Here is a 24,949-nt window from a genome sequence, read left to right as displayed (position 1 = left end):
TTGCATTCGTGGCACGGCCGTCTATATTGGAAAGTCCGGCTGATGTGAGTTGCGCACAGTCCAGCTTTCCCAACCGTTGATTGAGCAGGCGATCAGGCCGAACGTCAGGAGCACATTCCATGGAAGTTCTGAAGCTCGCAATCATCCTCGGCGCTGTTGTCGGAATTGCCAAGGGCATCCAGCTCTTCAGTCGCCACTGCCGACGCCGCTTCGGCTACTACCTTCTCACGAAGCGCGGATTCTGGCTCGCAGCCATCGGCATCAATTTTCTGTGGTGGGGATTCTACGCATGGGGAACTGCGTACCTGCGTCATGCCCAGCAAGCGGGCGGCATCGCCCTCATGGGAATGGGGCTGGTAACGGTCGCGTGGCTGATTTATGAGAACATCCGGGATACCGATCTTCCGCATGGCATTGGTGGATCAGCACTGCAGCTCGTGCTGTTCTTCCCGCTTGCGATCTACGGCGTTCCGATGCTCCTGATCACCATAGTCTTCCTGCTGTTTGTCACGTTCAGGGCTGGGCCCGCCGCATGGTTTGTTGAACCGTAAGTCCTCAAGGTTCCCGATAGCCTGCCGCGATGGCGCAGACTGTCGCCCGCCCCTCTGCCATCAGAACAAGCCTGCCGGATCATCAGCCCTGTTCCAGCTATACAGAATCAGTTCCCCGCGCGGTGCAGTAGGTCTGGGAGCGCCGAGCGAATACTGGATTTCTACATGTTCGAAGTCCAGCCCTGCGAATACTCCGCGCATGTCCGGGTGATCGTTCACGGTCAGGATCGCGCGCCCGTGATCTCACGCATGACGCTTGCCATCCTCACATACTGCTCGATCCCAAATGGCACGCCGTACCCTTCCGTCTCCCAATACGGCGGGCCCATTATGGGGCCGGTCGTACCGGTTCACGCAAATCCGCCAGTCGAGCTTTTCAATGTACGCGCCGGACAGACGAAGGTGTGCGGCCGACAACGTATCCTCCAGACGCATCAGGTTGAGCCCCGGCGGCGACGTCGTGGCCGTCCCGAAGGTACGTCCCGCCACGCGACCACCGAAGCAGTTCTGCTGAAGGTATAAAAACGCGCGGCGCGCTGGATATCCGTGAGCGTTTCCGGTCGTGTGTCGCTCAGCCACCTGAACGCCTGCCGGCTGCTCAAGGCCTACTTGAACTGGCGGATGAACTCCTCGGGATGATGCTGCACAACGCGATACAGATTGACGAGATCATCGTTGACGTCGTTCAGCACTTCGACTTCCGCTGGCGGTCAAATGAAGAACAACGCTGCCGCGCCCGCGAAGACCTCGACGTAACAGGTATGCGGCGGGAACCGGGGGATCAGGATATCGGCCAGACGCCGCTTGCCGCCGATCCACGGCACGATAGGTATGGCCACGCCGTCCTCCCGCCATCAACGATCCACATCGGGCTCGACGTCGCCTGACCGATCCCCGGCTTCCCGCGCCGTTGTTTCCGCCGGCTCACGCCGGGTGCTCTGCGACCACTCCGTTACTGGACGGTCTCGCTGGATCGGCATACCCCCGACGAAATACGCCATTTCGACCGCCATCGCACGATCCTCACGCACACGCGATCTCGCCATCGCATAGGCCATCTCGCGCCAGGCAGCGAACACCCCGCCGTGCGCGACCCAGCCAGCGTCACGCTGTGTGTCGGCTGACAGAGGCTTCCAGTATTTCGGGACCTCGCCGCGCGCGATCATATGAACCACCGCAGGTGTTGGATAGCGCTGCGTGACACCGCGCGCGCGCCGGGGCGTCGCGTTTGCGCCGACGCCGTGCTCACGCAACTGCTCCGCAAAGCGTTCACGCCAGCGCTGCAGATCCTCGTGGCGCGGATTCAGGCGGCGGCCATCCGGGCCGCGCACCTGCACGCTCAGGTGCACGTGCGGATGGGCCTCGTCGTCGTGCGCCGCGAATACGTATGCACGTCCGTCGCCGAACTCCTGTGCCGCAAAGTCGCGCACGGCATCACGCACGGCACGGCGGTCCGTGCCCGCCGGCATCGACAGCAGAACATTGAACACCTCACGGCGTGTGCTGTTCTCGGGGATACCCCATCCACCGAGTTGCCAGGCCTGCGTCAGATCGCGCAACGCGTCGACGCCCGCAATGCGATCGCCGTTCTGGTCTTCCAGCTCGACCCTGCCGTTGCGCGAGATATAGCGCAGGTGCCGGCGCACGGCCCCCATGCCCTGCGCACTGGCTGCCTTGTTCGTGATCTTGACCATCACCTCGGGCGTGCGCCTGAGCGTACGCGCGATCTGGGCGCGCATGCGGGCGGCTTCATCCCGGATACCGACATGCGAGAGCCGCGCAGCGCGAGCGTGCCGTAGCGGCTCCTGAAACAACCGGTCGCCCCAGTTCACGAGCATCGCGTCGATGTAGATTTTTGGGTACGGCATGTCAGCTCCATCGGTCGAGATTCGCACGAATGAGAGCAGAGGTCGCACGCAAATGCGCGTCAATCCGGTCCCGCATGTCTGCCCAGTCCACCATCCGCTCCCTCGCCACCGGTTCGATCGCGCCGGACCGCACCAACTGACCCAGCAGGCGGTTGACGCCGGCAAGCTGCTGACTGGATTCCGACAGCACACGCATCTCGTGCTCTCCAAACTGCGGCTCACGCGTCAGCTGCGCGCGAACCAGCGATACGACCCAGCGGTTACCACTCAGGCCCGATGCCGTCGCCCGCTCTTCTACGGCCGCCAGCTCGGACGCTGTCAGGCGAATCTCGATGCGGGCACGTGGTTCGCCAACAACGGGGCTGCCCAGGTCACGAACGACCACGACGGATCGCGCTCCCGCATCATCGTGGATGGCAGCCATGATCAACCGGCGCGCGCCTTCGCCTGCCGTCAGACCGCGGCGCGCGCACCAGTCGTCCCAATGCAGTCTGACTGCACCGAGTTCGACGCACAGACGCTCGCGCGCGGCCACGATCCACCTCAGCGGGATGGCGACATCGGCGCCGGGCCGGCCGGCTCACGATCGATTTCCGGCGCAGGCGCGCGCTCGGGCGCCGCACGCCTGCGTTGATCCCGGCCCGACGGCGCCTTCGGATCGAATACCCTTGGCGGCGGGACGGACGTGCCCTCCTTCCCGAACGCAACGAGCATGCGTTCGGCACGCTGCTGCACGCGGGCAATCGAACGGTCGCCGAACCCCTGCTCCCGCATCGCCGTCACCAGCACGGCCATGTGCATGGCCTGGTCGTTTTCCGGATGCCGGGTGCCACGCTGACGATGGGCAGGCGGTTCCATAGCAGGTGCGACGGACGAATCGGCGACGCGTGCATCGCCCGATGGGCTAGCAGATTCCGGAGGAACGGACGCCCCCCGGTCGCGCTGCACGACATCGACCTGCCAGGTATTCCGGTAAACGTCCTTGTCTTCCTCGCCGACCACCTTGCCCTCGCCGTCGAAGGCCGGCACGCGCACGGTCACGAGGCGCTTGCCGAGATTTTCGAGCACGACCTGCTGTCCGACGCTCACCCCCGATTCGCGCATGGCACGCTCAAGATCCACACCCCATACAGCCTGATCCACTCCCGCCGGATCGCGGAACACCACGTAATACGAGTCACTGCGCGCAGGATTGTGCAGATACGGCGCACTACCGTGCTCACGCAGTTCACCGACATACCGCCGTGGCGCATCGGGTTCGTCACCAGCCGCGTTCCGGTCTGCGCGCGGCGTGCGCGGTTCCTGCACAGCGGCATGTGCCGGCGCCGGAGATGAGGCTCCGTTGACGGCAGCGGCTGGAGCAGAAGGCATCGCGGGAGACACAGTCGGCCGTGCATCCGCGCGCCCCTGCTGACCCGTAGCACCCGCCGCCATGGTCGCCGTCGTCAGCGCTACTACCTCGATACGATTGTCCAGTCGAGCCTGCCGCGCATCCGCGAGACGCGCGAGGTCCGCCGCCTTCGGCTCGTAGCCGCTGACCTCGATACCATGCAGCGTCGCCTGCAGCCAGACCTCGCTACGGAACGCCTCATTGCCCGACACACGGATGCGCTGCCACGATTTGGCATGCACCATGTCGATCATCGATTCGACCACGTCAGGCCGGTTGTGCCCGGTGACGAGGTACGGTCCCAGATCCTCGAATGCGAGCTGATACGGCGCATCCTTCAGGAAATACTGGTTGCCCGACCGCATATAGAGTTTGGTTACGCGTTCGGGCGGCCGTTCGAGCGGCACGTAACCACGATCGAGCCTGGCCGCCATTCCAGTCGGTGCCGGCCCTCCCGTCTGCCCTGCCGCCTGAGATTCCACGCCGGGATCGTCCCGGATTGCCTGATCGCGCAGCCTTGCGCGGGCCGCGTCGAACTCGCGCCGGCGCCGGGCGGACACGGCATCCATCGCAGCCGGATCCAGCGCGTCCCGATGGTCGTCCAACGGGCTCGGGCTGCCACTGCGGCCCGGCACGTCCTGCTCGATCACGTTGATGACCGGATCGGCCTCCTGAGCCGAAGTTGTCTGCGCCATGTCACCACCTCATCAATTCAAAACACGTTCGCCCTGCACGGCACTGCGCCGGCTTATCGATCCGGCTCCGTACCCGCCTCGCGCGCCGCACCGTGTTCCTTCGCTTTCTCCAGCGCTTCGGTCCGTAATTCGCGAATACGTGCCCATGATCTGGCCTGCAGCTGGTCGAGCATTCCTTCGAGATTGGGACTGAAGTTCAGCTCCTGCGCCGACTTCTTCAGCGAGCGCACGGTTCGATCCAGCAGGTCACGCGCACGGTCCCACGGATAGACCTTTGCGTGACCGCCGTCGTAGCCGACCTGCAGTTCGGAGCCGTTGAGCCGTGCGTTTTCGTCCATCCATTTCAGACGCTCGGAAACGAACGTCATCTGGTCCTTGCGGTGGAACACGACACTGCGGGTCGCCACCTCCTGGATCAGGTAGTGCTCGGTGTTGAACACTTCGCCGCGATACGGTCCGCCGTTCTCACGTGGTGTGCCCATCTTCAGCGGCGAGCCGAACCGATGCTCGGCCAGCGCCCTGATTTCGCCTGGCACGTCGCCGACACCAAACAGGGGTTCGCCGACCGGCGGGCGCGACGGCGGAAGTCGGGGCGGACTGGTGACCGGAGGCGTCGTGGCCGGGGCGGCAGCATCCGGCGATGTAGTGGCCGGTGGATCGGCCGATGTGACAGTAGCTGGTACTTCGCCTGTTGTCGGTGTCTCCGGCCCGTCCGACTTCGACGCGCCACGCTTCGAAGACCGGCGACGTGGACTGCCTTCGTCGTCGGGTAGCAGCTTTTCCTTGACGTTGCTCATTTCTGTGCCCTCCTCATACCTGTCCACTTCGACCACGGTCACCCCGGATGCGGCTGGGGCATCCGGCACCGGCCCGCCGTCTGTTCTCACGACGGAACGAACCACCTCACGCAGATGCGTGCCGACGGCATCGAAGCCCGAGAGCACCGCCATGTCGCTGAAGTCGTTCGGCGCCTTGTCGTCAATGCGCGCGTCAGCGGCAAACCGCGGCCAGGCCACGCGCGCCCCCGCGTCTTCCGCTGCCTGCCGCGCCTGCGTCTCGCCCCTGCCCAGTTCGCCGAGGACGATCAGGTCCGCATCGGGATATCGCTCGCGCAGGTTCGTTGCGACCAACGACAGATTTCCGCTCGAAAGCGCCGCCACCGCGAACCAGCCCGTCGCTCGCGAGGCAGACAGTGCCGTCGCCATGCCCTCGGCGATCAGGATCAGCGACGATTCACCGTCCGGAACCAGCGTCGGCTCTGTCATCCAGTAACCGCCCTTCTTCACGCCGCCGGCCAGCGACGACTTCAGCCCCTGCTCGTCGATCAGTTCCAGCGTCGACATGGAACCGTCGTTCCAGACCGGCACGATCAAAACGCGCCCCGTCAGGATTTCCTCTTCGCTGGCCGGCGCATAGCCGAGCAATGCGCGCAGTTCCAGCGCATCCAGCTCGCGCAATGTGTCCATCGGCCCAAGGCGCTTGCGTTCGAGATACGGATGCGCCGACCCAACGGGACGCGCCCAGTCCCATATCGATGCCGCTTCGCGCGCAACCGCCGCATGGCGTGCCTCGCGACGGGCCGCGTCGCGCTCGCGCTGCGCGAGCACTTCAGCGGACGGCGCGAGCACGGCCGTCATCTGGTCGGGGTAATGCGCGCGCCTGAGATCGAAGCCATGCTGGCGCGCGTGCCAGAACAGGGTGGACAGGGTTTTGCCGCCCGATGCACTGGCCGAGCGCCACGTCGTACGGGCCGCGCGCTCGTCATAGTTGGCGGCCGTGCGACTCCACGCGTCCCAGATCTCGAACCCCTCGTCGCCGAATCCGTGCTTGAGTGCGAACGCCATATCGACCCAGGTCTCGTAGTCGTCGGCCGGGATCACGGCAAGCGCGGCACGTGCGCGATCGGCCTCATTCACATAGGGCGTCGTCATTGCAGAACTCCCGTCGCTTGCGGACCATTCGCGGCAGCGCGCCGGGCCGGTTCAACGAAGTCCAGTTCAACCACATCGAGATCGTCCGCGCTCAGATGGCGTCTCGCCCGTTCAATCTTCCGGGCCGGCACGCCGAGCAGCCTGAAGTGCCGCTCCACGTAGGCGACTGCATCGTCCTCGCTGATATCGGCCAGGTTCGGCGGCAGGTCGCGCGGGTCCCATGCCTGCAGCACCTCCAGATACTCGGGCGGCAGATGTATCAGGCCCGCGCCATCCGGGTCGATCTCGTCCGGCCGCAGATCGCGCAGGCGGCGCTCGGTCACCGCGCTGAAGTGGGCCAGGTTCATGGCGGGTACCGCTGGCGCGGCCGTCACGCGCGAGGTGAACTCGGGATCGCGCCAGTAGCAGATCTTGTCGGCCAGAATCGGCTTGGTGTTTTCGAGCACGATGATTTCCTTCTCGCGCCCCAGCTCCTTCAGTTCCTGCGGCAGCAGCAGCGGCCGGCGCTGCTCGGACACGCTCTCGCTCGATCCGCCGTGACCGCCGAAGACTGCGTTCGAACGACTGACGCTGCGCGACTGGTCGGTCAGCGTGCCGAGCATTTCCGAGTAGTCGTTCGCATCCTTCTGCTCACGAGGCGCATAGAGAATCTGCATCGCGTGGTTCGTGATGAAGGTACGGGCATCGGCCCGCCCGTAGACCGATTCGAGCTGCGCGATCGACTGCACGATCGACAGCAGGCGCAGGTTGTAGCCCGCCATGTAGGCCACCGCGCGCGCGAGAATATGGATCTTGCCGATCGCCGTCATCTCGTCGAGCAGAAGAAGGCACTGGAACCGGAGCGTTGGATCGGCCTCGGGCAACTGCTTCGTGTTCAGGTTAATCACCTGCGAAAACAGCAGGTTCACGATCAACGCCGCTTCCGACAGGTGATCGGGCGTCACGCCGATATAGATGGAGATGCGGCGTCGGCGCAGATCGCGCGGATCGAAATCGTTCGCGCTCGTCGCCGCGTCGACGACCGGATTGGCCCAGATCGTCAGCGGCGCATTGAACGTAGCGAGGACACTGGCCAGCACCTTGTCGTCGTTCGACAGGAAGCGGTTCAGCGCATCGACACACTGCCCCGACAGCAGATCGCGATACTGGACCAGCGCGCGCTGCAGATACGTCTTGACCGGCATGCCGTTGCCCGACGACTGCCGCAACACCTCGCCGATCGTGACCGGATAGTTCGGGATCGATGCCCCCTTGCCGGCCCGGCGCGCATCGCGCCACTCGCACAACAGCAGTACGATGGCAAGGAACAGGTTGCGCGCCTGGTCCTTCCAGAAGTCATCGTGGCCGCCCGGCGGATATAGCGCATAGCCGATCGCGAGAATGTCGCCGACCCTGAACAGGCCGTCCGAAATCGCCGACAACGGGTTATACCGATGCGTGCGACCGTCCTCGGCGAACGGATTGAACAGGTAGACCTCCTGCCCATGTGCGCGCCGAAAGCCCGCCGTGATCGCATAGTTCTCCTGCTTCACGTCGAGCACCACGACCGAATCGGGGAAACTGAGCAGGTTCGGAATCACGATGCCGACGCCCTTGCCCGAGCGCGCGGGTGCCGCCAGCAGCACGAACTGCTGGCCGGTGAAACGCAGGTAACGGCCGCGCCACACGCCGACGACAATCGGCGGCGACGAACCGAGGTATGCGGGCGTCGTCATAGCAATCCCGCCCGACGGATTTCCGATTCGCTCGCAAAGCGCGCGCTACCGTAAAGACGGCGCCGGCCCGAGCGCTCCCACAATGTGTGCAGACCGAACACCGGTCCGCCGAAGGACAGCAGCACGCCGAAGAGCGCGGCCCCGGCGAGCTTGCGGCCCGCATTCGCCATCAGACCGTGCCGCCAGGCCAGCAGCGCGTCGAGCCAGCCGGACAAACCCGCGTGCAACGGATTGATCCGCAGGCTCGCGTACAGGAAGAATGACGCGAGCCAGAGCGACGCAGCCAGCCCGCCAAAAAGGCAAGCGAGCACGGCCAGCGTCACGACCGCCGTCCGGATATGCTGAATTCGATGCGAAGATGTCTGGGTCATGACCGTCCCCTATACGAACGCAGTGCGCGCCTTGCGCACCGGATCGAACCAGACTTCCGTCATGCCCCACTGCCGGCCGACCTGCTCGCCCGACGCATCCAGCACCGGATGCGCCTCCACGTGTGCGACGACATCGATCGTCAGGAACAGCAGGCGCTTGAGCGCGGCATCGTCCCAGGCGGCGGCCTCTGGATGCTCCTTCGCCATCAGCGCGAAACGCTCGATCGCCACCGCAGCATTCGGCGCGTGGTAGCTCGTGATCGAGCCGGCGTGGCCCGTCGTCAGGAGCTTGAGGAAGTCATAGGCTTCGGCGCCGCGCAGCTCGGTCAGCAGCACGCGATCAGGGCGCATGCGCATCGTGCTCGCGATGAGATCGGCGGGCGTGACGCGCGCCTGCCCGTGGCCGCCCTTGCTGTACAGCAGGTGAACACAGTTTTCGATATGCCGGATAAACAGCTCGCGGACATCCTCGATCGTCACGATCCGCTCGGTCGCGGGAATCGAGCGGCACAGGGTCTTCATGAAGCTGGTCTTGCCCGAACCCGTGTTGCCGACGATCACAAGATTGAGCCGGTCCGTGACCGCTCGCTCGAAGAACGTGCTCCAGTCGCGCTCCTCCAGCCACCGGACGAGCCTGCGGTCTTCTGCACGCAGCACGGGCAACGCCGTATCGAGCCCATCCGGGCGATGCCATACCGTGTCGTCGAACAGCCCTTCGTCGCGGTAGGCCTCGAGTGTCTTCTCGCGCGACGACGGGCGACGAATCGTGACCGAGACCGTGCGCGGCGAGACGACCGGCGGCACCACGATCTGGATGCGCGCATCGCCCGGCAGCAGCGCCGAGAGTACGGGATGCTGCGCCGAGATCTCCTGGCTGGTCAGCGTGGCCACTGCTACGGCGAACGACATCAGCCGGTCGAAATCGAGGTCCGGGCAATCGTGGCCGTGCCAGCCGCGCGAGTTTTCGGTCAGCACGCGCTGCGGCCGGTTGATCACCAGTTCCGTCACGTCGGCGTCCTCGAGCAGCGGCGCGAACGGCCGCATCAGCTCACGCACCGAGGCGTCGTCGGGCAACCGGGCGAGGACCGGGTCGCGATCGGGTGTGTCGGCGCGGGGCATCATGGCGTGGCCTCCGGCTGCAGCGCATAGACCGATCCGAAATCGAGGTCGCGCGCGACGACGATCGTGAACTCCGCGCCCTGGTTCTGCTTCAGGGTCGGCGGGATGTTGATCGTGCTGTCGAGCACGCGCGTGGCCATGTCGTTGCCCTGCTGCTGCGTGTTCTCGAACACGACCGACCCGTTGCTGTTGCCGCCGCGCGTTGCCAGATAACCGATCGCGTCCTGGGTGATGCCGAGCAGCATCGCCGCGCCGATGCGCTGGCCCCAGTGGTTATCCACGTATCCGTCCATCCCCATGCGACCGAGCGCGTCGGCAGCGGGAGAGTCGATCTCGACCGTGACGCCATCCGGCGTCTTGATGCGGGCCGACAGCACGAATACGCGCTTCTGTCCCGGCGACAGGTTCGAGCGGTACTCGCTGTTGATCTGCGAACCGCGTTCGATCAGCAGGACGTGCCCGTCGTCCGAGTACACGTTCTTCGTGACCGTGCAGGTCGAGATACCGGCCTGGGTCGAATCGAACGCCGTATCGCCGACGCAGTCGATCTTGGCGCCCTGCGCGAGGATGAGACTGCGATTGCCGAGCATCGCGGCACGCACGCGCGGGGTCGCCGTCGGCGTCAGTGCCGGGGCGAGCGCGCCGCCCGCCTGCCCCGATCCCGCGGCCGGTGCGCCCGCGCCGCCGGATACCGCCGCCGCTACCGACGAAGCGGTGCCTGCCACGCTGCCGGCCTCGGGCAAGCCAGGTAGCCCGGCCGCACTCTCCTGCCCGCCGCCGGTAGCCAGCAGTGGCGCGTCGTAATAGCTGTGGGAAGCCGCTGCATGCACGGTGCTAACAGGGGCAACGGCTACGCCCGAAGCTGGCACCGGACGAACGACAATGGCACTCGCCGGCACCGGCGTCGATGCGACGACGGCCGCAGACGCGGGAGCGTCCCTGAACGTGTGGCCCTGCGCGGATGTGTCAGCGACCGAATCGCGCCGCGCTTTCGCCTGGGCATCGTGACGCGCGAGGAATCCATGCACAGTCCAGACCGCGCCGGCGCCGACGACCAGCACGATCACAATCGGCGTCAGCCACCAGGCCCGTGGACGGGCACTGCGGTACTGACCGAGCGCAGGCATGCCGCGATCAGCTGATGCGCCTGACGCCGCATCGTTCCTGTCGGGGGTCAGCCGTGATACCGGAGAATCGTCGGGCTCAATCAGATTGCGTTCGGTATCGTCATTCATCGCCGTGGCTCCGCAGGGCACGCTTCACGCCGTCGACGGTCGTGCCATCGCGTGGCGGTACACCGTCCATGTCGTAGGCGTCGTTCCAGATTCCGACGACCTCACTACCGAGCCGCAGCACGAAGCGTTTTGCCACTTCGTGGATCACGATCGTGTCGCCATCGACGTGCCTGTCGACCACGCTCTCCGTACCATCGTCGGCCACCCGGAAGATCGCCGGCATGCGCCGGTTGTTCGGGATACGCAGATACGTGAAGCGGCCGTCGTCCCATGCTGCAGTCGGCGCGATGTCGTCCGAATCGCGCATGACCTGCATCGAGTAACGTGCATTGCGAACGGCCGGCGGTTGCGCGAGACGCCGGGCAACGAGCCCAGCATCTGATTCCGTGTGCGCCTGCTTTGCCAGCTCGTCCGGATAAACGAAGGTCACGCGATACATCACACGGTCGTTGCCGAACTTCGACTGAAGCGGGAGCACGACCAGATCGAAGCTGTAGCTGCGGCGGTCGGTGCGGATCTCGAGATTCGAGTCGTGCGCGGCGAGTTGCGGCTTCAGGTACACGTCGTGATCGCCCTTGCTCGCCACGATCTGCCAGCCGTCCCGGTCGCCGGGCGCGACGACCTGGATCTGCTCGTGCGGATCGAGCGCGATATGCGTAGCGAAACCACGCTGCGCCTCGACGCGCACCACCTCGTCCGCGCGATAGATCACCTGCCGCACGCGCGAGTCGTCGTTCCAACCAGGTAGATCGACCGCGTGGACCATGCCGGAAAACAGCAGACTCGCGACCGCCATCGTCGAGCAAAGCATTTTCATGGCGTGTCTCCCACCGCCGCGGCCGATGCCGGCGGCGTATATTCGGGATCGCGACTGTAGGCCGTGACCTTGAAACCAAACGGATTGGCGATCGCCACGCTCTCGCGCGTGAACACGGTCGGCCGGTAGGTATAGGCCAGCGTGATCACGAAACGCTGTGTCGGTTCAACGTCGGCCTGGCCGTTTTTGAACGAGGTGCGCTCGATATGAATGACTGCGTGGCCGGGTTCGTCCGGCAGAAGCGTGACCGAGAGAATCCGCACACGCCGCTCGGTGCCGGCCCCGAGCTGCCGGTCCAGCGCATCGGGGCCGCTGTAAATGCCGCGGTAGTCGCGCGCGACCACGTCATCGCTCATGGCGAGCACGCTGTCATAGTCCATCTGCAGCAGGCCCCAGTCGTAGCGCTCACGCTCGCGCACATAGGTCTCGACCCAGTGCTTGTCCTGGATCTCCTTCGTATGCACATGGCGCGCATCAAGCACGTCGATCACCTGGGACTCACCCGTCAGGCGATCGACCTCGATCGGCAACGGCACCACGCGATAGAACGGCACCATCACCGCGAGTGCGACCACGCTGAGCACCGCTATGCCGACCGACGCATAGGCGACATGCCAGGCGCGACGCTCGGAGCGTTCCTGCAGGTACGTCAGCGACGCCTCGATGTCGAGTACGCGCCCGTAGTCGTGCGGCGCACTCATGATCTGTCTCCGGTATCCGGTGCAGCAGGTCCATCGGGAACAGGCGACGGTGCAGTCGGCACAGCGGTTTGCCCATCACGCACAAGCGGCACAGGCGGCACACGATTGACCGGCACGCGGTGCAGACCATCCGGCAACATGGGCTTCGGCGGAGAGCTGCTGCACGCGGCGAGGCTCCAGGCGAGGCAGCCGGCCAATGTCATGGAAGTCAGCGAAGTCGTCATGGACATGACACCCCTCCTCAGTTCCCGAACGACGCGGGAACCATCTGGTCCTGCAGCCGGTTCGTCCTGCCCGCGCGACTCAGCACCAGTTCGCCCTGTTGCTCGGCCACGAGCTTGTCTTCCGCCTCGGACAGCATCCGGAACAGTTGCAGCTTCGTCATCTCGTTACCGACCGTCGTGCTCTCGACCTGAATGCGTGCCTGCAGTTCGGCGACACCCTTCGGGTCCTGGGTCACATCGATCTGCTGCGCGAGGCTCTGGATCTGGTTCAGTTCCTGCAGTTCGGTCTGGTAGGCCTGCTCGCCGAACGCCTTGTCCTGGAACGGCTTGTTGAGCGCGCGCTGGCAGACCTGCTGGTCGATTCCGGTCTGGTCCTCGCAGTTGTAGATCTGGCTCGCGGAACGCAGCGCCTGGGCGTTGCCCGTCAGGCCCGAGTAGCCGCCGTTCTGGACCGCCGTGTAAACGCTCTGCCAGTTCGACGGCAGCGAATTCGCCACAACCGGATTGCTCATCAGCGCGCCGAAACCGCGTGTGCCGACCGTCGACTGATAGATCTGGATTTCCTGCTGCACCTCCTGCTCGAGCTGGGCCACCGTCGCAATGGCCTGCACGACGTTCTGTGCGTCAAAGACCGGGATGCCCTGGGCATGCGCACCAGCACACCACGTCGCCATCACGAACACGGCGCCTGCCCATCTGTTTCGTGCGTTCATCGTCGTCACCTTGTTGTCCTTTCGCCGTCAACCGCCCTGCTGCCCCAGGTTCGCGCGTGCGGCACGCTGATAGGCCGGCACTGCACCACCGCCACCACCCGAACCCGTCCGGTCGTGAATCTCGCCGCCCGGCTTCGGCCCACGCCCGTTGCCCTTTAGCGCCCTCCCGATCGCGCCCACCAGGCTGCGCGAAGCCACGCCTGCAGCGAACGCACCGAAGCCGGACAGGGTTGCGCCGCCGGACAGGCCTGCCGCCACGGATGGCAACTGCCAGCCGACCATCGCGAGGAACACACCGGTCGCGAACAGGCCGAGCGCCGTTGCGGCCGCTGCGGCATCATTGAGTCCGGCTGAAATGCCCTGCACCACGGCCGAGGCATCGGCGCCGGGGGAGGCGCCAGTCGCATGCATTGCGGTCAAATCGGCCGAGAACGCCGTGAGCGCCATGCCGAGGAACGCGGCAACGAGGATCTGCAGCAGCGCGTAGTTGACGACCTTTGCGGTCCACGCCTCGAAGAAGCGGGCAGTCGGCGAAAACGCCGCGCAGGCAATAAAGACTGGACCGAGACCGAGTACGAGATCGAGCAGCATCCTCGCCATCACGACCTCGAAAGCCAGCACGATCAGGAAGATCGAGCCACCAAGCGCTGCGACCAGGCCGCACAGGAAATCGCCGATGGCGGCGGCCAGGCCACTCGCACTGAAGCCCTCGTGCGTCGCCTTGTCGAAGTAGGCGTCCATCACGAGATCGATCTGCTGGTCATAGCAGTCGAGCGTCAGGTAGATGCTGGTCGCGGCTCCCTGAGCCGTTACGCTGCTACCGCTGACGGAACCACAACCGGGATTACCACCACCCGTTGTGTTCGCCGCATTCTGGATCGTCTGGGCGAGCCCGGACGTCGCGCCGTCGACGGCAGTGACGACCTGCTGCTGGTAGATCCCGGCGCTCAGCGCGAACGCAAGCGTGATTGCCACCTTCAGTCCGCGCCACGCAAACGCCGGCACGGCCTCGTGCGCTTCACCGCGCACGACCGCGAGACCATAGGCGAGCACCCAGATCGTGACGGCCGTGGTCACGACAGGCACGAGCGCACCGGACAGCGCCGACGACACGCTCGTGACGTAGGTCGACATGCCGTTCTCGAGCGTGCCGCCGACGGCGGTAAAGAGGCCGCTCATCGCGCACCTCCCGGCCCCGGCAACTGCGGCGACTGGCGCGCGCTGGTCTGCTCTGACTGTGCGGCGCGGCGCTTCGCGAGCTGCTCGTGGAAGACCGGCAGCCAGTTCTGCGGCAGGTCGCCGACCTGAGCGCGGATCGTGTCGAGCAGTTCCACGTTGTCGGTCGTGCCGGACAGCACATCGAGCACGTCGCCGAGGCCCGCGAGATCAAGCCGGCCGATGGCCGATCGATGCCCCTGCTTGACGAGGAACATGCGGCTGTTCTCGCCGAGGTTGCGCACGATGTTGAATTCCGCTTCGGTCAGCTTGAAGCCACGGACGTAATCGTCGTAATCAGCACGCGGGTTCGGCAGAAAGAAGAATGTCGCACTCTGTTCGATCAGCGCACTGGCGATCGGGCTACGCAGCACATCGGCCGGCGACTGCGTATCGAAGATGCCGAGCCCGTTCTGCTTGCGGATCGTCTTCTGCTTGTTCTGGGCGAAGTCGGTAAAGACCGGGTCGCCGAGCCGCTTCCAGAATTCGGTCATGACGTACACGAAGCGCCGGCCGTCAATCAGGTTCTCGGTCCGGTGCAGCAGGTACATCGTGACGGGCGTCGAAACCTCAGCGTCATCGAGCAGTTCCGTATCGTCGAAACCGAACAGCGTCGCGCGCGCGTGATCAATACGGTCGGTCGGGTTGTCGAGCACCCAGCCCAAGCGCCCGCCCGCGCACCATTTCGCGAGCCGCGCATGCAGGCTGTTCTCGCCAACATTCGGCAGAAGCTGCCGGACCATCGACAGACGCCGCAGCGGCTTGTCCATGCGTGCGACCTCGCGCACCGCGCCCGAGATATCGAGTTCGTCCTTCGCGGACAGCGCCGCGCCGATATCGACGAGCTTGCGGACCAGCCGCTCCCAGAAATCGATCACAGGTTCGCCCGGCTCCATCTGGAACGGGTTCAGCCCGGTCGGCTCGCCGCGACGAAACACCGTATAGGTGCCGCCCATCGCCCGGATGGCGATCTCGGTGCCCCGATCCTTGTCGAACAGCACGGCCGTGATGCCGTATTTCGTCGCCATCGCGAGCAGGAACAGTTCGAGCACGGTCTTGCCCGCGCCAGCGCGGCCGATGATCTGGGTATTGGCGAGCGCCTTCTCGTCGAGCGAATCCTGCTTGTCGGGCGTGACGTGGAAGTTCAGGTAGAGCGGCTGGCCGCTCGGCGTCTTGACGATCGTGATCGCCTCGCCCCAGGGATTGCCGTCGCGCTTTCCCGTCGCGAAGTTGTGCAGGCTCGACAGGCCGCAGAAGTTGCGAGATGTGAGCTTGGCCTCGCGCGGCCGGTAGCGCCAGTTGCCCGGCAACTGCGCGAACCAGGCCGCGTCCGCGACGAGGTCGATCAGTGCCGTCTGGAAACCGGCATCGGCCAGTTGCGTGCGGGCCTTCGCGGTGCTCTTCGACACCTCGTCGAGCGTGTCGCCGAGCACGGCCAGCGAATAGTGGTATTCGCCGAGTACGAAATCGCCGTTGATCAGTTCATCGAGCGCGCGGTCCATCGCCTCGACCTGCGACACGGCCACGTCCTCGCCCGCAATCAGCTGGTTTCGCTGCCGCTCCAGTGCTTCCTTCGCGCTGGGCCGGTCGAGGATCGTGAACGACTGCGTCTCGATGTACTCGAAGTCGCCGTACAGCAGGCCGTTGAGCATGCCCGGCTCGGTGTCTTCGGGGTAGTCCTTCAGGTCGAGCATCGCGGCGAAGCGCGTCGCGCCCGGCATGCGGATCTCGATCTTCTCGGCGCCGACGAACAGGCGCGAGGTCGGCAGCGCCTCCCGGATCGGACCGGACGGAACAGGCTCGCGCTCCCAGACGCCGTTGACCAGATAACCGAGCAGTTCCAGCGCCGACGAATAGCGGCGTGGACGCGGCGTAAAAGGGCTTGGGCGTGTATAGACGCCGAGCGCGACCGGATCGTAGGGCTTGAGGCTTGACTCGACCTGGGCAGCCAGTTCGGCCATGACCTTCAGTGCGTCAAGCTGGTCGCGCCTGATGTCGTCACGGGTGCGGCGCGCGGCGCGGCTGAAGACACGGCCCAGCCGGGTGCGGTTCGGCCGATAGACCACTGTGAGATACAGCTCGTTGGCCATCATCCGGTAGCCCGCGAAGCTCGCGTAGTAGCGGGTGGCCAGTTCCTCACAGAAGCGGTTGCGGTATTCCGTCGCGAAGCGATCCGACACACGCCGACGCAGGCGGTGCGACCACAGCGCCACATGACCGCCGGCAAGTCCACGCACGAACTGGTTGAACCCATCGTGTCGCGCGAGGATATCGGCGGGGTCAGCCGCCTCGAACGCGATGCCGGCGATCTTCCAGAACTGCAGGTAGTCGCCTTCGCGCGTCTTGATGACGTGATCAGTCACGTGCGTCGAATACGGGATGTAGCCGGCGAGCGGCACTTCCCGGCTGGCGACGGACGCGAGTTGCGGTTCGGCCGACATGTCACGCCCTCCTCTTGAGGCGGACCGGCACGTAGGCGTGCCCGCCCCAGAAGCGGCGGTTGCCTTGGCGCAGCACCATGCGCAGACGCAGAACGTACTGTGCAAGCCGCTTGTCGTCGTGGCGCGTGATGACGCGCATCGAGACGAACGCCGGGATCATCAGAAACAGGATCGCGACACCCAGCGGCGGGCTCGCCAGCAGCGCCCAGATGGCCGGAATCAGCATGCCGCCGCCGATCAGCAGGAAGGCCACCAGCGGCACGCCCCAGATCATCGCGGGGCGCGTGGCGCCTTTGAAAACGGGATCCTTGAGCGGATTCATGGTTCGCGCTCCCGGATCAGCTCGTCGGAATCAGCATGCCGGCGATCACGGTCGCGCAGCCGACGAACAGTCCGCCGATGAACACGTTCGCGATGTCACCGAAGCGGGCGTGCTGGAACATCATCCGGAAGCCGGCCCAGATGATGGAGATCGAGCAGATCACACCGCCGACGCCGAGCAGAGTCGTCTGGATCGTGGTCAGCAGCGTATTAACCTGGGACAACTGCGCCCAGGCAGGCGACATAGCCAGCACGCCGGCAGCCACCGTCGTCACCCCGCGAGCGACCCGCTGGCTGTGGCGACGACGACTCAATGAGTCGGAGACACACCGCTTATTAATAAGTAATCCTAATTTCATGATCAACTCCTTTCCGACCTGGATATTTCTGTTACCGACTGATCTCTGGACTAGAACACCACCGCACTACGACTCGGCTCGTCGCCAGAGACCTCGGATGAGGTATCGACCGTTTGCGATCCAGGACGCCGCGAAATTGCGCGCTGCCCCGACGGCGCCGAAGCGCTGGAGGCTGGAACAACCGGAATCGGGGAGATAGCGGGCACAGCGACGGATATCAATGACGCCGGCATGACGCGCGCATTGCCGATCACGCGCTGCACGTACCCTGTACGGTAGCCGACCGAAAAATCGCCGCTGGCATAGCAGGACAGGCTGGCGCGCAGCGCCGACTGTGAATCAACGGGCGCAGTCAGGCGCGCGCGCTTCGCCAGGTCGAAGCAGCCTTGCAGGATGGAGGCTCCCGCGGCGAGGTTGCGGCACGGATCAAATGCACTCCGCTCGCTCAACCCATAGGCGGGCCAGTTCGCGTGGTTCACCTGCGCCAGCCCGACGCTGAAGTTCCAGCCGCCGGCCTCCAGCGCATGCACGATCGCTACAGCTTCGGCTTCGCTGGTTGGCTGGCGCTCGAGCCGACCATGCACCACGCCAATCGCATAGGGATTGAAGCCGGATTCCGTCCGCACGATCGCGGCCATTGTCGACAGCGAAACCTGCGGCGCGCACTGTTGCGCGAGCGAGATGAAGTCGAGCGGCGGCATCATTGCCCCCCGCCGCCGGCGCGGTCCCGTTGCCTGACCTGCCGCAGAAACAGGGAGGCGGATTGCGCCGGGTCATGCGGCACCTGTGTGCTGCCCGAGCCGTAAAATTCCGTGATCGTGCGACCCTGGCCGCTCACGTCCCACCAGACGCGGGTGTAGAGCTGGTTGTCGATATCGACGTTGATTGCCCCGGTGGCACGGCACAGCAGTTCGCTCTGTTCGGGGCCGCCCCAGTACAGCAGGTCCTGCCTGCAATATCCCCCGCTCGCGAAGGTATTGGTCGCGAAACTTCCCTGCGAGCCACCGGCACCGAACTCGCACGTCGGGAACGGATCACCGTGACGCAACGCGGTCCACAGCTTCTCAATCGGCGGCACGCACTCGCCGTACCGCTCAGGGCCGCCCGGATTGGAGAGGCACAGAAGCACCTGGCAGCCCCAGTCATCGGCATGCGCCACACCAGGCGCGAAGATCGACGTCCCGACGAACAGCATCAACGCAATCGACCAGCGTCGTGCGAGGCGATGCATCGCTCTCAGTTCACGGCACCGGCAGACGATCCAGTCCGTCTTCATGATCCTCCTTCCGTCAATCCAGTTCATCAAGGACCGAGGTACCGGAACGGATATGCGCGGAAAAAGGAACCTGCGGGGCCTGGGAGGCACGCCGCGGGTTCAAGGGGGATCAGCACCAGAAAATGAAAAAGCCTGCGACCGTCAGGCTCGCAGGCTTCGCTCGCATCTCGACCACCACGCCAACGCACATACGTCGGTACTTCGGCCGCTAACGCGTACTCGGTCTTGTTTCAATGCTTCGACCGGAACAAGTTGTTGACTGCACTCTAGGCTCGATTTTTTAGCGATGCAAGCCGCAAAATCGCCGGTTTCTCTATGTCATTGTCCCTTGAAGTCCGAGACCGTCCGACAAGGTCCGAAAAAAAATTTAAGCCTACCCTTGCTCAAGCAGACGTGCCAGCGCGCGCCTGGCCGAAGCCAGTTCGAGGTCGTAGCGGCTGCGCGGATGACGGGCAATCTTAAGCCGGCGACACACAACCTCCCGACCGGCACGCCACAAGTACACCATGCGAAGCAGCTCCTTGTAGTGAGGTTCGAGGCATCGCCACGCGGCCTCGATCTTCACCGCATCAATGGGGTCATGCGGACCACGCGCGGCATTGGCCCAGTTGTCCAGCCGGGACTCCAGCGAGGCGTGGGATGAGTCAATCATCGCCGTGCTCCTCGCTTCGCGTGCTGGATGGCACTCGATATCCGGCCGGATCGACGAGAAACAGTGCGATATCCGAAGTACGCCAGCCGACCATCCTCCCGCCGAGCGAAATTGCCCGGGGAAACGTGCCATCCTTCATGCGCTGATAAATGGTCGAACGAGACAACCCGACAATCTGCTCGACCTGCTTTCGACGCAAAATCGCGTCCACCATCCGTATCGTATCCGACATGGCTCCTGTCCTCCTGGCTTTGCCCGGATCAGCCCGGCACAGATCCGATTCAAGCAACAGGAGAGGGAGCGGAAAATACCGTCATATCAGCGGAATCATCCGTCGTCGGGTACGACGCACACTGCCTTAGCTCAACTTCGATATCTTGTGCCTACCAGAACCGGCCCAATTCCAAACCCACCCATATATTCTCGGCTTGAAGAAGGCCACCGGATGCTCGCCCAGCGTGATAGATTCGAAAAATGCTACCTCCTCCAGAAGCACCCGACATCTCGTTTTCCGCCATTTGCGGCGACCAGTTTGCGTCCGGCAAGCACCGGACAGTGCATGATGTCATTGGCCATCCGGACGTCGTCGTGAAGGTTGCGACGCACTCGACATACGCGAACTGGCATGAGTTCTTTATCAGCAGTGCCTTGCAATGCCGCCCTGGGCCTGTCGCGGATATTGTGGGCGAAGTTAAATCAACCAGCGCAAGTGGGCATTACCTGATCATGGAGCGCTTGCCCGACATTAGTAACACCAATACGGTGATACGTTATCCGAGCTGGGCGACCGACCTGCAACGTGTCAATTTCGGTATGACCTCCGGTGGCTCTGCGAGATTGCGCGATTTCGGCCACAGTAAGATCGGCATGAATCTCGCTCAATCGACCTTCGCCTTTGAAAATAACAGCCCCTCCGCTAGGGCTCACATAGTTCCAGATGGACACGACGCCGATTACGAAAAACTTCTAGGCAGTCTGATTCGGTCGGAACAGGACCGGACTATTCATGAGGTTACTGGACACCCTGACCTTGTAGTGAAACGGTGCACCGATTCTCATCGAGCAAATCAAGCAGAACTGTTCGTCTTCCATGCCTTACAGCAGAATGACGCAGACATCCTTGACAATTTTGGCGTGCTGGCGTGCAGCCGCTCAGGAAAATATCTCATCATGGAACGCCTATCTGACTTGCCCAATCACTGGACGGGCAGTCGGCCGCAATTGCCCGTTTGGCTCAAAGACAAAAGCAACACTTGCCTCGGCATGAATGTAGCCGGCGCAGTGAAGATAAGAACTTATAAAGAGATCGACATCGTTGACGCATTGACCCATACGCCCGTCTTTACGCGAGTATAAAGTGGAGGTAGCCGAGCAAAGTCGTAGGCCGATGCGCTAAGCGTCCTTCAGCCAACGTATGGTGATTACCTTCGCAAAATAGTGGCATACAACGGCGAAACTTATCTGATCCGCCACATTTTCCCGACTGAACTATGCTGAATATATTCAATCCGACGATTGACGCGCCGACCGATGTATCCCCTGCATGGTACGTCACGTTCCATGATGCTTATTGCCTCTCCCAACTTACCAATGCCGTTCTTGTCGGAGCTCTGGATTCGCTGGCACACGTCAGTCAGGCAGACGTATCCGACGATGACGTCCATGCCCATCAGCGACCTTCAGCGGGCATCGATTCCGTTGTCTCCTCGATCATCGATCGGCTACATCAGTTGCCGGAGGAATTGAAAGCGCTGGTCATGGGGATGATGCTGGATCCAGGAGACAGTTTCGCGAGGAACATCAACATAGACGGCCCAAAACTACTTCAAACCACTGGGGCCGAAAACTGGCAAGCAGCGATCAGCGGCTTCCTGAACATTTGGGAGTTTCTTTTTCTATACAGTCAGGTCGAGAGCACGCTCAAGCAAGTTTTGAACGCCCCTGACGAAGGAGTAGACGGCCTCGTAAATGCTGCGTTCAAGCGTGATGCAAATCTTGCCGATCGGCTATCCAAGCGCGACTACGTTGATCGGAATTATTGTGCTCAGCTCTGGAAGTTATTCACAGCCGTTCGACGCCTATGTGCGCATGCGCATGGCTTTCTGGCACGGCGAGACATTGAAGATCTGAAAAAATTCATAGTCCCCTTCAGAAAAAGTGTCGATACTTACTTTGAAAGAGTAAGCGAAAGAAATTTGCTAACAGCGCAGTTCGTGCGCTTCGATCCGATGGATCTGTTTCGCGAGGAAAAACTCGTGGACGGAAGGTTCTATCTTTTAGACGACCTTGAATTGAACGTCTTCCGACATTTCGTCTGCTGCTTCATGCCCGAATTGCAATCACTACCACAGTCTATCCAGTGAGAACAGAGCTCTGTTCGGTCAAGTTTTCCTTGAGCACCGAAGCTACCTTGACCGCTGTGGGTTGATGGTGATGGTTTCGATGCAAATATTCGGTCGCTGTCAGCACTTAACGGTGGCGACCGTCGGCATCCCCGAGAGAATCAGGGCGCAGCGCAGCCGCGAACGACTGCGCGTTGCGGGATGTTTCTCCATCAGCCTGCCCTTTCAGCCCGAGCTTTGCGTCGATGGAACGTGCAACGGTTGAGGACTTGGGAGGACGCTCCGGATCCCACTGTGCCCAGTGCTCCCACATCACCTCGAAGAGAAGAGACAGCGTGCGCGTCAGGTGCGGCAACCGGACGATGACGCTGCTGCCTGGGTTGTCGGACGGCGCCTGTACCGATCGGCCCGGTTCCACGGTATGCTCTCGCTGCTCTGAGTATTGCTCGAGACGCTGCTCAAGGCTGTCTTCCAGTGCATGATGAAGTGCAGCGGTACGTGCGATTACGCGCTCAAGCAGCAGGATCCGCTGATCTCGCCCTCGCAAACGAGAGGCGAGACGGGATGCATCAGCCTGGGCATCCTCGAAACGGGTTCGCCAGTACTCGGCTGATTCGGCTAGAACCTCGCAAGCTGCCGTATGAGAATCACCACTCTCGGAATAGCACATCTGCCCTCCTACCCCTCCATGCATCGTTCACGGGAGGGTGACGAATCCCCGATTCCCAATTGCTCTTATAAATAGGCCTACAAAAGCAATCTAGAAAGGGAGATGCTCGGACGCAAGACAGATGAAGTGGTCGCCACATTAACTATCCGGCCATAAGTAAAACTCATCGAGTTACTTTCGATGCCGATTCATAACCAACAGGCTATAGGTGTGATTCGCGTATTCCTTTCAGAACCGAGAGCGCCTCGATTGCACGATCGACAGGAACAAGAATGTGATCGTGGTAGTAACCGGCGATCGCGTTACAGGGTATTCCCGCTTTAGCCAGGCGTGCTGATACGACAGCCAGGAAACCCACCGCTTCGAGACTCGAATGCACCTTGAGGGTAATGAGGCGTGCCTTGAACGTATACGGCAGTGCGTACTGGTCGGCATCCCGTAGATCCAGCACGGCGGTCAGCCCTTCGGCCTCCCTGAAAGTAAAAAGCGCCGAAAAGCCTCCAGGCAATGTGAAATCCGGAAAAGAGCAGTAAACATAGACCGGTTCAACCATCTCCGGCTCGATCGTTGCACATAGCGTTGCAAGGTCTTTCTCGCTCAACGTTTCCTCCTTAGGTTGCGGTGCATCGACTCAACCTTACACCACGGTTGGCTGCTTCCGGCGGCCAGAAAAACTCAACGCCATGGAAGATTCCTAACCGCCTCAATGACGAGATGATTCATGCCTATGCTCAAGTCACTACATCCAGAAAAGTAAATACTTTCACCAATCTGAACCGCGGGGAGTTCATGCCTTCCGACGGAGGCTGCAATGAATCCTGGCGACACCTCGTCGATCCTAATTGACCGGATCTCAATCAGGCGATCCCTAGTTGCCAGTGCTCCGGCCTGGCAACTGATGAAAGCGAGAACATGGTATGCCATTTACGATATCGCTCTCGACTGGACCGTTATTTTCCTGTCCGTCTTCGCCGTGTACAAAATTGGCTGGACGCTAGCGCCAATCGCACTCGTCGCTATCGGAAACCGGCAGCGTGCGCTGGGCAATCTTCTGCATGAAGCCAGTCACGGCAATCTGAGTCAGAATCGCCTCCTCAACGATTATCTTGCGCATCTGCTGCTCGCCGCTCCGTTGATGAACAGCCTGGCGGTCTACCGCGAGCTTCACGCACGCCACCATGCATGGCTAGGTGACGCCCTACGCGACCCTGATCTGCTGCAGCCACTGGCTCAAAAAGGAGATCGTTGGCTTCGCGTCTACACTCGATACCTCGCCAAATCCTCGCTCATTCTCGGGTCGATCTCCGGCCACTTAATAACCGGCCAATGCCGCTATCGTCAGCTGCTCTGTATTGCGGCATGGTGGATCGCGACGATGTTGCCTCTGGTCACGGCCAATATCCGCCTCGGGGTGATATTCCTCGCCCTCTGGCTCAGCGCACGTATCACCGTTTTCCATGCAATCACAACCTTCCGAGAGATGACCGACCATTACGGCCTAAAACCCGGAGGCATCTTCAGCTTTACGCGGGAAATTCCAGACCACGGGATATTGTCGATGCTGATCCATCCGCATCACAACGGTTACCACCTCACGCACCATCTTTTCCCGGCAGTCCCATACCACCAGTTGCCTGCGCTACATACTCAACTGATGACTCTGCCGGCCTTCAACGAGCACGCCATCGTATGTCCGTCATATCTGGACGGACATGTTCGCACTCTCTATGTGCGGATGCACTGCGATACTGATCTTCGCTCTCGCCGAAACCCACGCCTTGATCCTATGGTTTCGCGCGCCGGCGATCTTTGTGGAATCGATACGAACGCAGCCAGTCGAGCACACGGGACTGGTGCTTCTGTCTGTCGCCGCGTTAGTTCTTTGCGGTGCCGACTATCAGCAGTTCCCTGCCATGGCGCGAACGCCAACACACGCTCGATCTGGCTGTCTGATTGCCGCCGTCATTGTCTTGGGAATTGGATTTCTTCCCGCCTCTGCCGTCATCGCAGGCGCAAACCTGTGGCAGCTCAATCACTTAACCGATCAAGCCCAAGTAGTTCCGACACTGCTTACTCGAGCGATCGACAGTTCCAGCCAGGCCATTTCACTAGCGGTCACATGCATTTTGATAATAACGACGCTCGGTTCGGCCTGCTCCATTCTTCGTGCTATGAGTGACGCGACGGCTGCCATATCGCGCAGTTCACCAATTCCATCGGTCTTCTATCGGATGCTGCCTATCCTCGCAGCAACGCAACACTCGTTGCCATTCGTGGACAAAGCATCGTCAACTTGATGGTCACATTGAACATCGTCTACCTGTCGGCAGTAGTTCCTCTACT

26 protein-coding genes and 1 pseudogene are annotated in these 24,949 nt (G+C 62.6%); 5 read left to right on the top strand and 22 right to left on the bottom strand.

The genetic code is table 11. The features are described from left to right. Nucleotides 1-119: 119 nt before the first annotated feature. On the top strand, nt 120-551 hold the full coding sequence (locus C7411_RS29575; RefSeq protein ID WP_110387531.1) for a hypothetical protein: 432 nt from the start codon (nt 120-122) through the stop codon (nt 549-551). Nucleotides 552-611: 60 nt separating this feature from the next. Here the strand turns inward: C7411_RS29575 and C7411_RS29570 are convergent. Then, nucleotides 612-1,243, bottom strand: a pseudogene (locus C7411_RS29570) (DNA adenine methylase). Here C7411_RS29570 and C7411_RS39050 point away from each other — a divergent pair. Beyond that, nucleotides 1,187-1,438, top strand: coding sequence for a hypothetical protein (locus tag C7411_RS39050; RefSeq protein WP_423802875.1), 252 nt, complete (start codon nt 1,187-1,189; stop codon nt 1,436-1,438). The pseudogene C7411_RS29570 and the gene C7411_RS39050 sit on opposite strands and share 57 nt — an antisense overlap. Here C7411_RS39050 and C7411_RS29565 read toward each other — a convergent pair. The 19 genes from C7411_RS29565 to C7411_RS29470 all read right to left on the bottom strand — a co-directional run bounded on the left by C7411_RS29565 (nt 1,406) and on the right by C7411_RS29470 (nt 19,826). Continuing rightward, the gene (locus C7411_RS29565) at nt 1,406-2,419 is read right to left on the bottom strand and encodes a relaxase/mobilization nuclease domain-containing protein (RefSeq protein WP_110387530.1); all 1,014 of its coding nucleotides are present in this window, start codon (nt 2,417-2,419) and stop codon (nt 1,406-1,408) included. The two genes, C7411_RS39050 and C7411_RS29565, sit on opposite strands and share 33 nt — an antisense overlap. 1 nt (nt 2,420) lies before the next feature. Beyond that, nucleotides 2,421-2,954, bottom strand: coding sequence for a plasmid stabilization protein (locus tag C7411_RS29560; RefSeq protein ID WP_110387529.1), 534 nt, complete (start codon nt 2,952-2,954; stop codon nt 2,421-2,423). 8 nt (nt 2,955-2,962) lie between these two features. Next, nucleotides 2,963-4,504: an LPD7 domain-containing protein gene (locus C7411_RS29555; protein WP_110387528.1), complete on the bottom strand. Its 1,542-nt coding sequence runs from the start codon at nt 4,502-4,504 to the stop codon at nt 2,963-2,965. A 53-nt stretch (nt 4,505-4,557) separates the two neighbouring features. Then, nucleotides 4,558-6,435, bottom strand: a complete 1,878-nt coding sequence (locus tag C7411_RS29550) for a PriCT-2 domain-containing protein (protein WP_110387527.1) — start codon at nt 6,433-6,435, stop codon at nt 4,558-4,560. Further along, nucleotides 6,432-8,150, bottom strand: a complete 1,719-nt coding sequence (locus C7411_RS29545) for a type IV secretory system conjugative DNA transfer family protein (RefSeq protein WP_110387526.1) — start codon at nt 8,148-8,150, stop codon at nt 6,432-6,434. The genes C7411_RS29550 and C7411_RS29545 overlap by 4 nt, the downstream gene beginning before the upstream one ends. Then, nucleotides 8,147-8,521, bottom strand: coding sequence for a hypothetical protein (locus C7411_RS29540; RefSeq protein ID WP_110387525.1), 375 nt, complete (start codon nt 8,519-8,521; stop codon nt 8,147-8,149). Before C7411_RS29540 ends, C7411_RS29545 begins: the two co-directional genes overlap by 4 nt. A gap of 9 nt (nt 8,522-8,530) precedes the next feature. After that, complete coding sequence (gene virB11, locus C7411_RS29535) at nt 8,531-9,643, bottom strand: P-type DNA transfer ATPase VirB11 (protein WP_110387524.1); 1,113 nt, start codon at nt 9,641-9,643, stop codon at nt 8,531-8,533. Beyond that, entirely contained in the window at nt 9,640-10,875 is a 1,236-nt protein-coding gene (gene virB10 / locus C7411_RS29530) for a type IV secretion system protein VirB10 (RefSeq protein WP_110387523.1), read from the bottom strand. Before virB10 ends, virB11 begins: the two co-directional genes overlap by 4 nt. Then, nucleotides 10,868-11,692 carry a P-type conjugative transfer protein VirB9 gene (gene virB9 / locus C7411_RS29525; protein ID WP_110387522.1) on the bottom strand — a complete coding sequence of 275 codons (825 nt, stop codon included), beginning with the start codon at nt 11,690-11,692 and terminating at the stop codon, nt 10,868-10,870. Before virB9 ends, virB10 begins: the two co-directional genes overlap by 8 nt. After that, a complete protein-coding gene (locus C7411_RS29520; protein WP_110387521.1) occupies nt 11,689-12,393 on the bottom strand; it encodes a VirB8 family type IV secretion system protein in 705 nt (234 codons plus the stop codon). Before C7411_RS29520 ends, virB9 begins: the two co-directional genes overlap by 4 nt. A gap of 241 nt (nt 12,394-12,634) precedes the next feature. After that, complete coding sequence (virB5, locus tag C7411_RS29510; RefSeq protein ID WP_110387571.1) at nt 12,635-13,330, bottom strand: P-type DNA transfer protein VirB5; 696 nt, start codon at nt 13,328-13,330, stop codon at nt 12,635-12,637. Nucleotides 13,331-13,357: 27 nt separating this feature from the next. Continuing rightward, complete coding sequence (locus tag C7411_RS29505; protein ID WP_110387519.1) at nt 13,358-14,509, bottom strand: TrbL/VirB6 family protein; 1,152 nt, start codon at nt 14,507-14,509, stop codon at nt 13,358-13,360. Further along, on the bottom strand, nt 14,506-16,986 hold the full coding sequence (locus C7411_RS29500) for a VirB4 family type IV secretion/conjugal transfer ATPase (RefSeq protein WP_110387518.1): 2,481 nt from the start codon (nt 16,984-16,986) through the stop codon (nt 14,506-14,508). Before C7411_RS29500 ends, C7411_RS29505 begins: the two co-directional genes overlap by 4 nt. Nucleotide 16,987: 1 nt before the next feature. Continuing rightward, complete coding sequence (locus C7411_RS29495; RefSeq protein ID WP_110387517.1) at nt 16,988-17,308, bottom strand: VirB3 family type IV secretion system protein; 321 nt, start codon at nt 17,306-17,308, stop codon at nt 16,988-16,990. A gap of 16 nt (nt 17,309-17,324) precedes the next feature. Continuing rightward, a complete protein-coding gene (locus C7411_RS29490; protein ID WP_110387516.1) occupies nt 17,325-17,666 on the bottom strand; it encodes a TrbC/VirB2 family protein in 342 nt (113 codons plus the stop codon). A 50-nt stretch (nt 17,667-17,716) separates the two neighbouring features. Beyond that, on the bottom strand, nt 17,717-18,367 hold the full coding sequence (locus tag C7411_RS29485; protein WP_110387570.1) for a lytic transglycosylase domain-containing protein: 651 nt from the start codon (nt 18,365-18,367) through the stop codon (nt 17,717-17,719). Then, nucleotides 18,367-18,942: a hypothetical protein gene (locus C7411_RS29480; RefSeq protein WP_110387515.1), complete on the bottom strand. Its 576-nt coding sequence runs from the start codon at nt 18,940-18,942 to the stop codon at nt 18,367-18,369. Before C7411_RS29480 ends, C7411_RS29485 begins: the two co-directional genes overlap by 1 nt. Before the next feature lie 373 nt (nt 18,943-19,315). Further along, nucleotides 19,316-19,594 (bottom strand): hypothetical protein, encoded by a 279-nt coding sequence (locus C7411_RS29475; RefSeq protein WP_110387514.1) that lies wholly within the window; start codon nt 19,592-19,594, stop codon nt 19,316-19,318. After that, complete coding sequence (locus tag C7411_RS29470; RefSeq protein ID WP_110387513.1) at nt 19,587-19,826, bottom strand: helix-turn-helix transcriptional regulator; 240 nt, start codon at nt 19,824-19,826, stop codon at nt 19,587-19,589. The genes C7411_RS29475 and C7411_RS29470 overlap by 8 nt, the downstream gene beginning before the upstream one ends. A 242-nt stretch (nt 19,827-20,068) precedes the next feature. Between C7411_RS29470 and C7411_RS29465 the strand changes: the two genes are divergently transcribed. Then, nucleotides 20,069-20,950: a hypothetical protein gene (locus C7411_RS29465; RefSeq protein ID WP_110387512.1), complete on the top strand. Its 882-nt coding sequence runs from the start codon at nt 20,069-20,071 to the stop codon at nt 20,948-20,950. Between the two features lie 134 nt (nt 20,951-21,084). Continuing rightward, nucleotides 21,085-21,957 (top strand): hypothetical protein, encoded by an 873-nt coding sequence (locus tag C7411_RS29460; RefSeq protein WP_110387511.1) that lies wholly within the window; start codon nt 21,085-21,087, stop codon nt 21,955-21,957. A gap of 106 nt (nt 21,958-22,063) precedes the next feature. Here C7411_RS29460 and C7411_RS29455 read toward each other — a convergent pair whose 3' ends face one another. Together C7411_RS29455 and C7411_RS29450 are read right to left on the bottom strand one after the other, a co-directional pair. Further along, a complete protein-coding gene (locus C7411_RS29455) occupies nt 22,064-22,606 on the bottom strand; it encodes a hypothetical protein (RefSeq protein ID WP_110387510.1) in 543 nt (180 codons plus the stop codon). A 202-nt stretch (nt 22,607-22,808) separates the two neighbouring features. Then, a complete protein-coding gene (locus tag C7411_RS29450) occupies nt 22,809-23,207 on the bottom strand; it encodes an ACT domain-containing protein (protein WP_243413391.1) in 399 nt (132 codons plus the stop codon). A gap of 210 nt (nt 23,208-23,417) precedes the next feature. Here C7411_RS29450 and C7411_RS29445 point away from each other — a divergent pair, with 210 nt between their 5' ends. Beyond that, the gene (locus C7411_RS29445) at nt 23,418-24,785 is read left to right on the top strand and encodes a fatty acid desaturase family protein (RefSeq protein ID WP_110387509.1); all 1,368 of its coding nucleotides are present in this window, start codon (nt 23,418-23,420) and stop codon (nt 24,783-24,785) included. Nucleotides 24,786-24,949: the final 164 nt, after the last annotated feature.

The organism is Paraburkholderia silvatlantica (genome assembly GCF_003096715.1).
Taxonomy (GTDB): Bacteria; Pseudomonadota; Gammaproteobacteria; order Burkholderiales; family Burkholderiaceae; genus Paraburkholderia; species Paraburkholderia silvatlantica.
This window is presented reverse-complemented; position numbering and strand designations above follow the sequence as displayed.

What these genes read in the sequence shown, in the direction of transcription:
- virB9 (WP_110387522.1), bottom strand. Translation starts at nt 11,692, where the DNA reads ATGAAAATGCTTTGCTCGACGATGGCGGTCGCGAGTCTGCTGTTTTCC.
- virB10 (WP_110387523.1), bottom strand. Translation starts at nt 10,875, where the DNA reads ATGAATGACGATACCGAACGCAATCTGATTGAGCCCGACGATTCTCCG.
- C7411_RS29565 (WP_110387530.1), bottom strand. Translation starts at nt 2,419, where the DNA reads ATGCCGTACCCAAAAATCTACATCGACGCGATGCTCGTGAACTGGGGC.
- C7411_RS29550 (WP_110387527.1), bottom strand. Translation starts at nt 6,435, where the DNA reads ATGACGACGCCCTATGTGAATGAGGCCGATCGCGCACGTGCCGCGCTT.
- virB5 (WP_110387571.1), bottom strand. Translation starts at nt 13,330, where the DNA reads ATGAACGCACGAAACAGATGGGCAGGCGCCGTGTTCGTGATGGCGACG.
- C7411_RS29455 (WP_110387510.1), bottom strand. Translation starts at nt 22,606, where the DNA reads ATGTGCTATTCCGAGAGTGGTGATTCTCATACGGCAGCTTGCGAGGTT.
- C7411_RS29480 (WP_110387515.1), bottom strand. Translation starts at nt 18,942, where the DNA reads ATGAAGACGGACTGGATCGTCTGCCGGTGCCGTGAACTGAGAGCGATG.
- C7411_RS39050 (WP_423802875.1), top strand. Translation starts at nt 1,187, where the DNA reads ATGATGCTGCACAACGCGATACAGATTGACGAGATCATCGTTGACGTC.
- C7411_RS29505 (WP_110387519.1), bottom strand. Translation starts at nt 14,509, where the DNA reads ATGAGCGGCCTCTTTACCGCCGTCGGCGGCACGCTCGAGAACGGCATG.
- C7411_RS29460 (WP_110387511.1), top strand. Translation starts at nt 21,085, where the DNA reads ATGCTGAATATATTCAATCCGACGATTGACGCGCCGACCGATGTATCC.
- C7411_RS29490 (WP_110387516.1), bottom strand. Translation starts at nt 17,666, where the DNA reads ATGAAATTAGGATTACTTATTAATAAGCGGTGTGTCTCCGACTCATTG.
- C7411_RS29495 (WP_110387517.1), bottom strand. Translation starts at nt 17,308, where the DNA reads ATGAATCCGCTCAAGGATCCCGTTTTCAAAGGCGCCACGCGCCCCGCG.
- C7411_RS29445 (WP_110387509.1), top strand. Translation starts at nt 23,418, where the DNA reads ATGAATCCTGGCGACACCTCGTCGATCCTAATTGACCGGATCTCAATC.
- virB11 (WP_110387524.1), bottom strand. Translation starts at nt 9,643, where the DNA reads ATGATGCCCCGCGCCGACACACCCGATCGCGACCCGGTCCTCGCCCGG.
- C7411_RS29555 (WP_110387528.1), bottom strand. Translation starts at nt 4,504, where the DNA reads ATGGCGCAGACAACTTCGGCTCAGGAGGCCGATCCGGTCATCAACGTG.
- C7411_RS29545 (WP_110387526.1), bottom strand. Translation starts at nt 8,150, where the DNA reads ATGACGACGCCCGCATACCTCGGTTCGTCGCCGCCGATTGTCGTCGGC.
- C7411_RS29500 (WP_110387518.1), bottom strand. Translation starts at nt 16,986, where the DNA reads ATGTCGGCCGAACCGCAACTCGCGTCCGTCGCCAGCCGGGAAGTGCCG.
- C7411_RS29485 (WP_110387570.1), bottom strand. Translation starts at nt 18,367, where the DNA reads ATGCCGCCGCTCGACTTCATCTCGCTCGCGCAACAGTGCGCGCCGCAG.
- C7411_RS29540 (WP_110387525.1), bottom strand. Translation starts at nt 8,521, where the DNA reads ATGACCCAGACATCTTCGCATCGAATTCAGCATATCCGGACGGCGGTC.
- C7411_RS29575 (WP_110387531.1), top strand. Translation starts at nt 120, where the DNA reads ATGGAAGTTCTGAAGCTCGCAATCATCCTCGGCGCTGTTGTCGGAATT.
- C7411_RS29475 (WP_110387514.1), bottom strand. Translation starts at nt 19,594, where the DNA reads ATGATTGACTCATCCCACGCCTCGCTGGAGTCCCGGCTGGACAACTGG.
- C7411_RS29520 (WP_110387521.1), bottom strand. Translation starts at nt 12,393, where the DNA reads ATGAGTGCGCCGCACGACTACGGGCGCGTACTCGACATCGAGGCGTCG.
- C7411_RS29470 (WP_110387513.1), bottom strand. Translation starts at nt 19,826, where the DNA reads ATGTCGGATACGATACGGATGGTGGACGCGATTTTGCGTCGAAAGCAG.
- C7411_RS29465 (WP_110387512.1), top strand. Translation starts at nt 20,069, where the DNA reads ATGCTACCTCCTCCAGAAGCACCCGACATCTCGTTTTCCGCCATTTGC.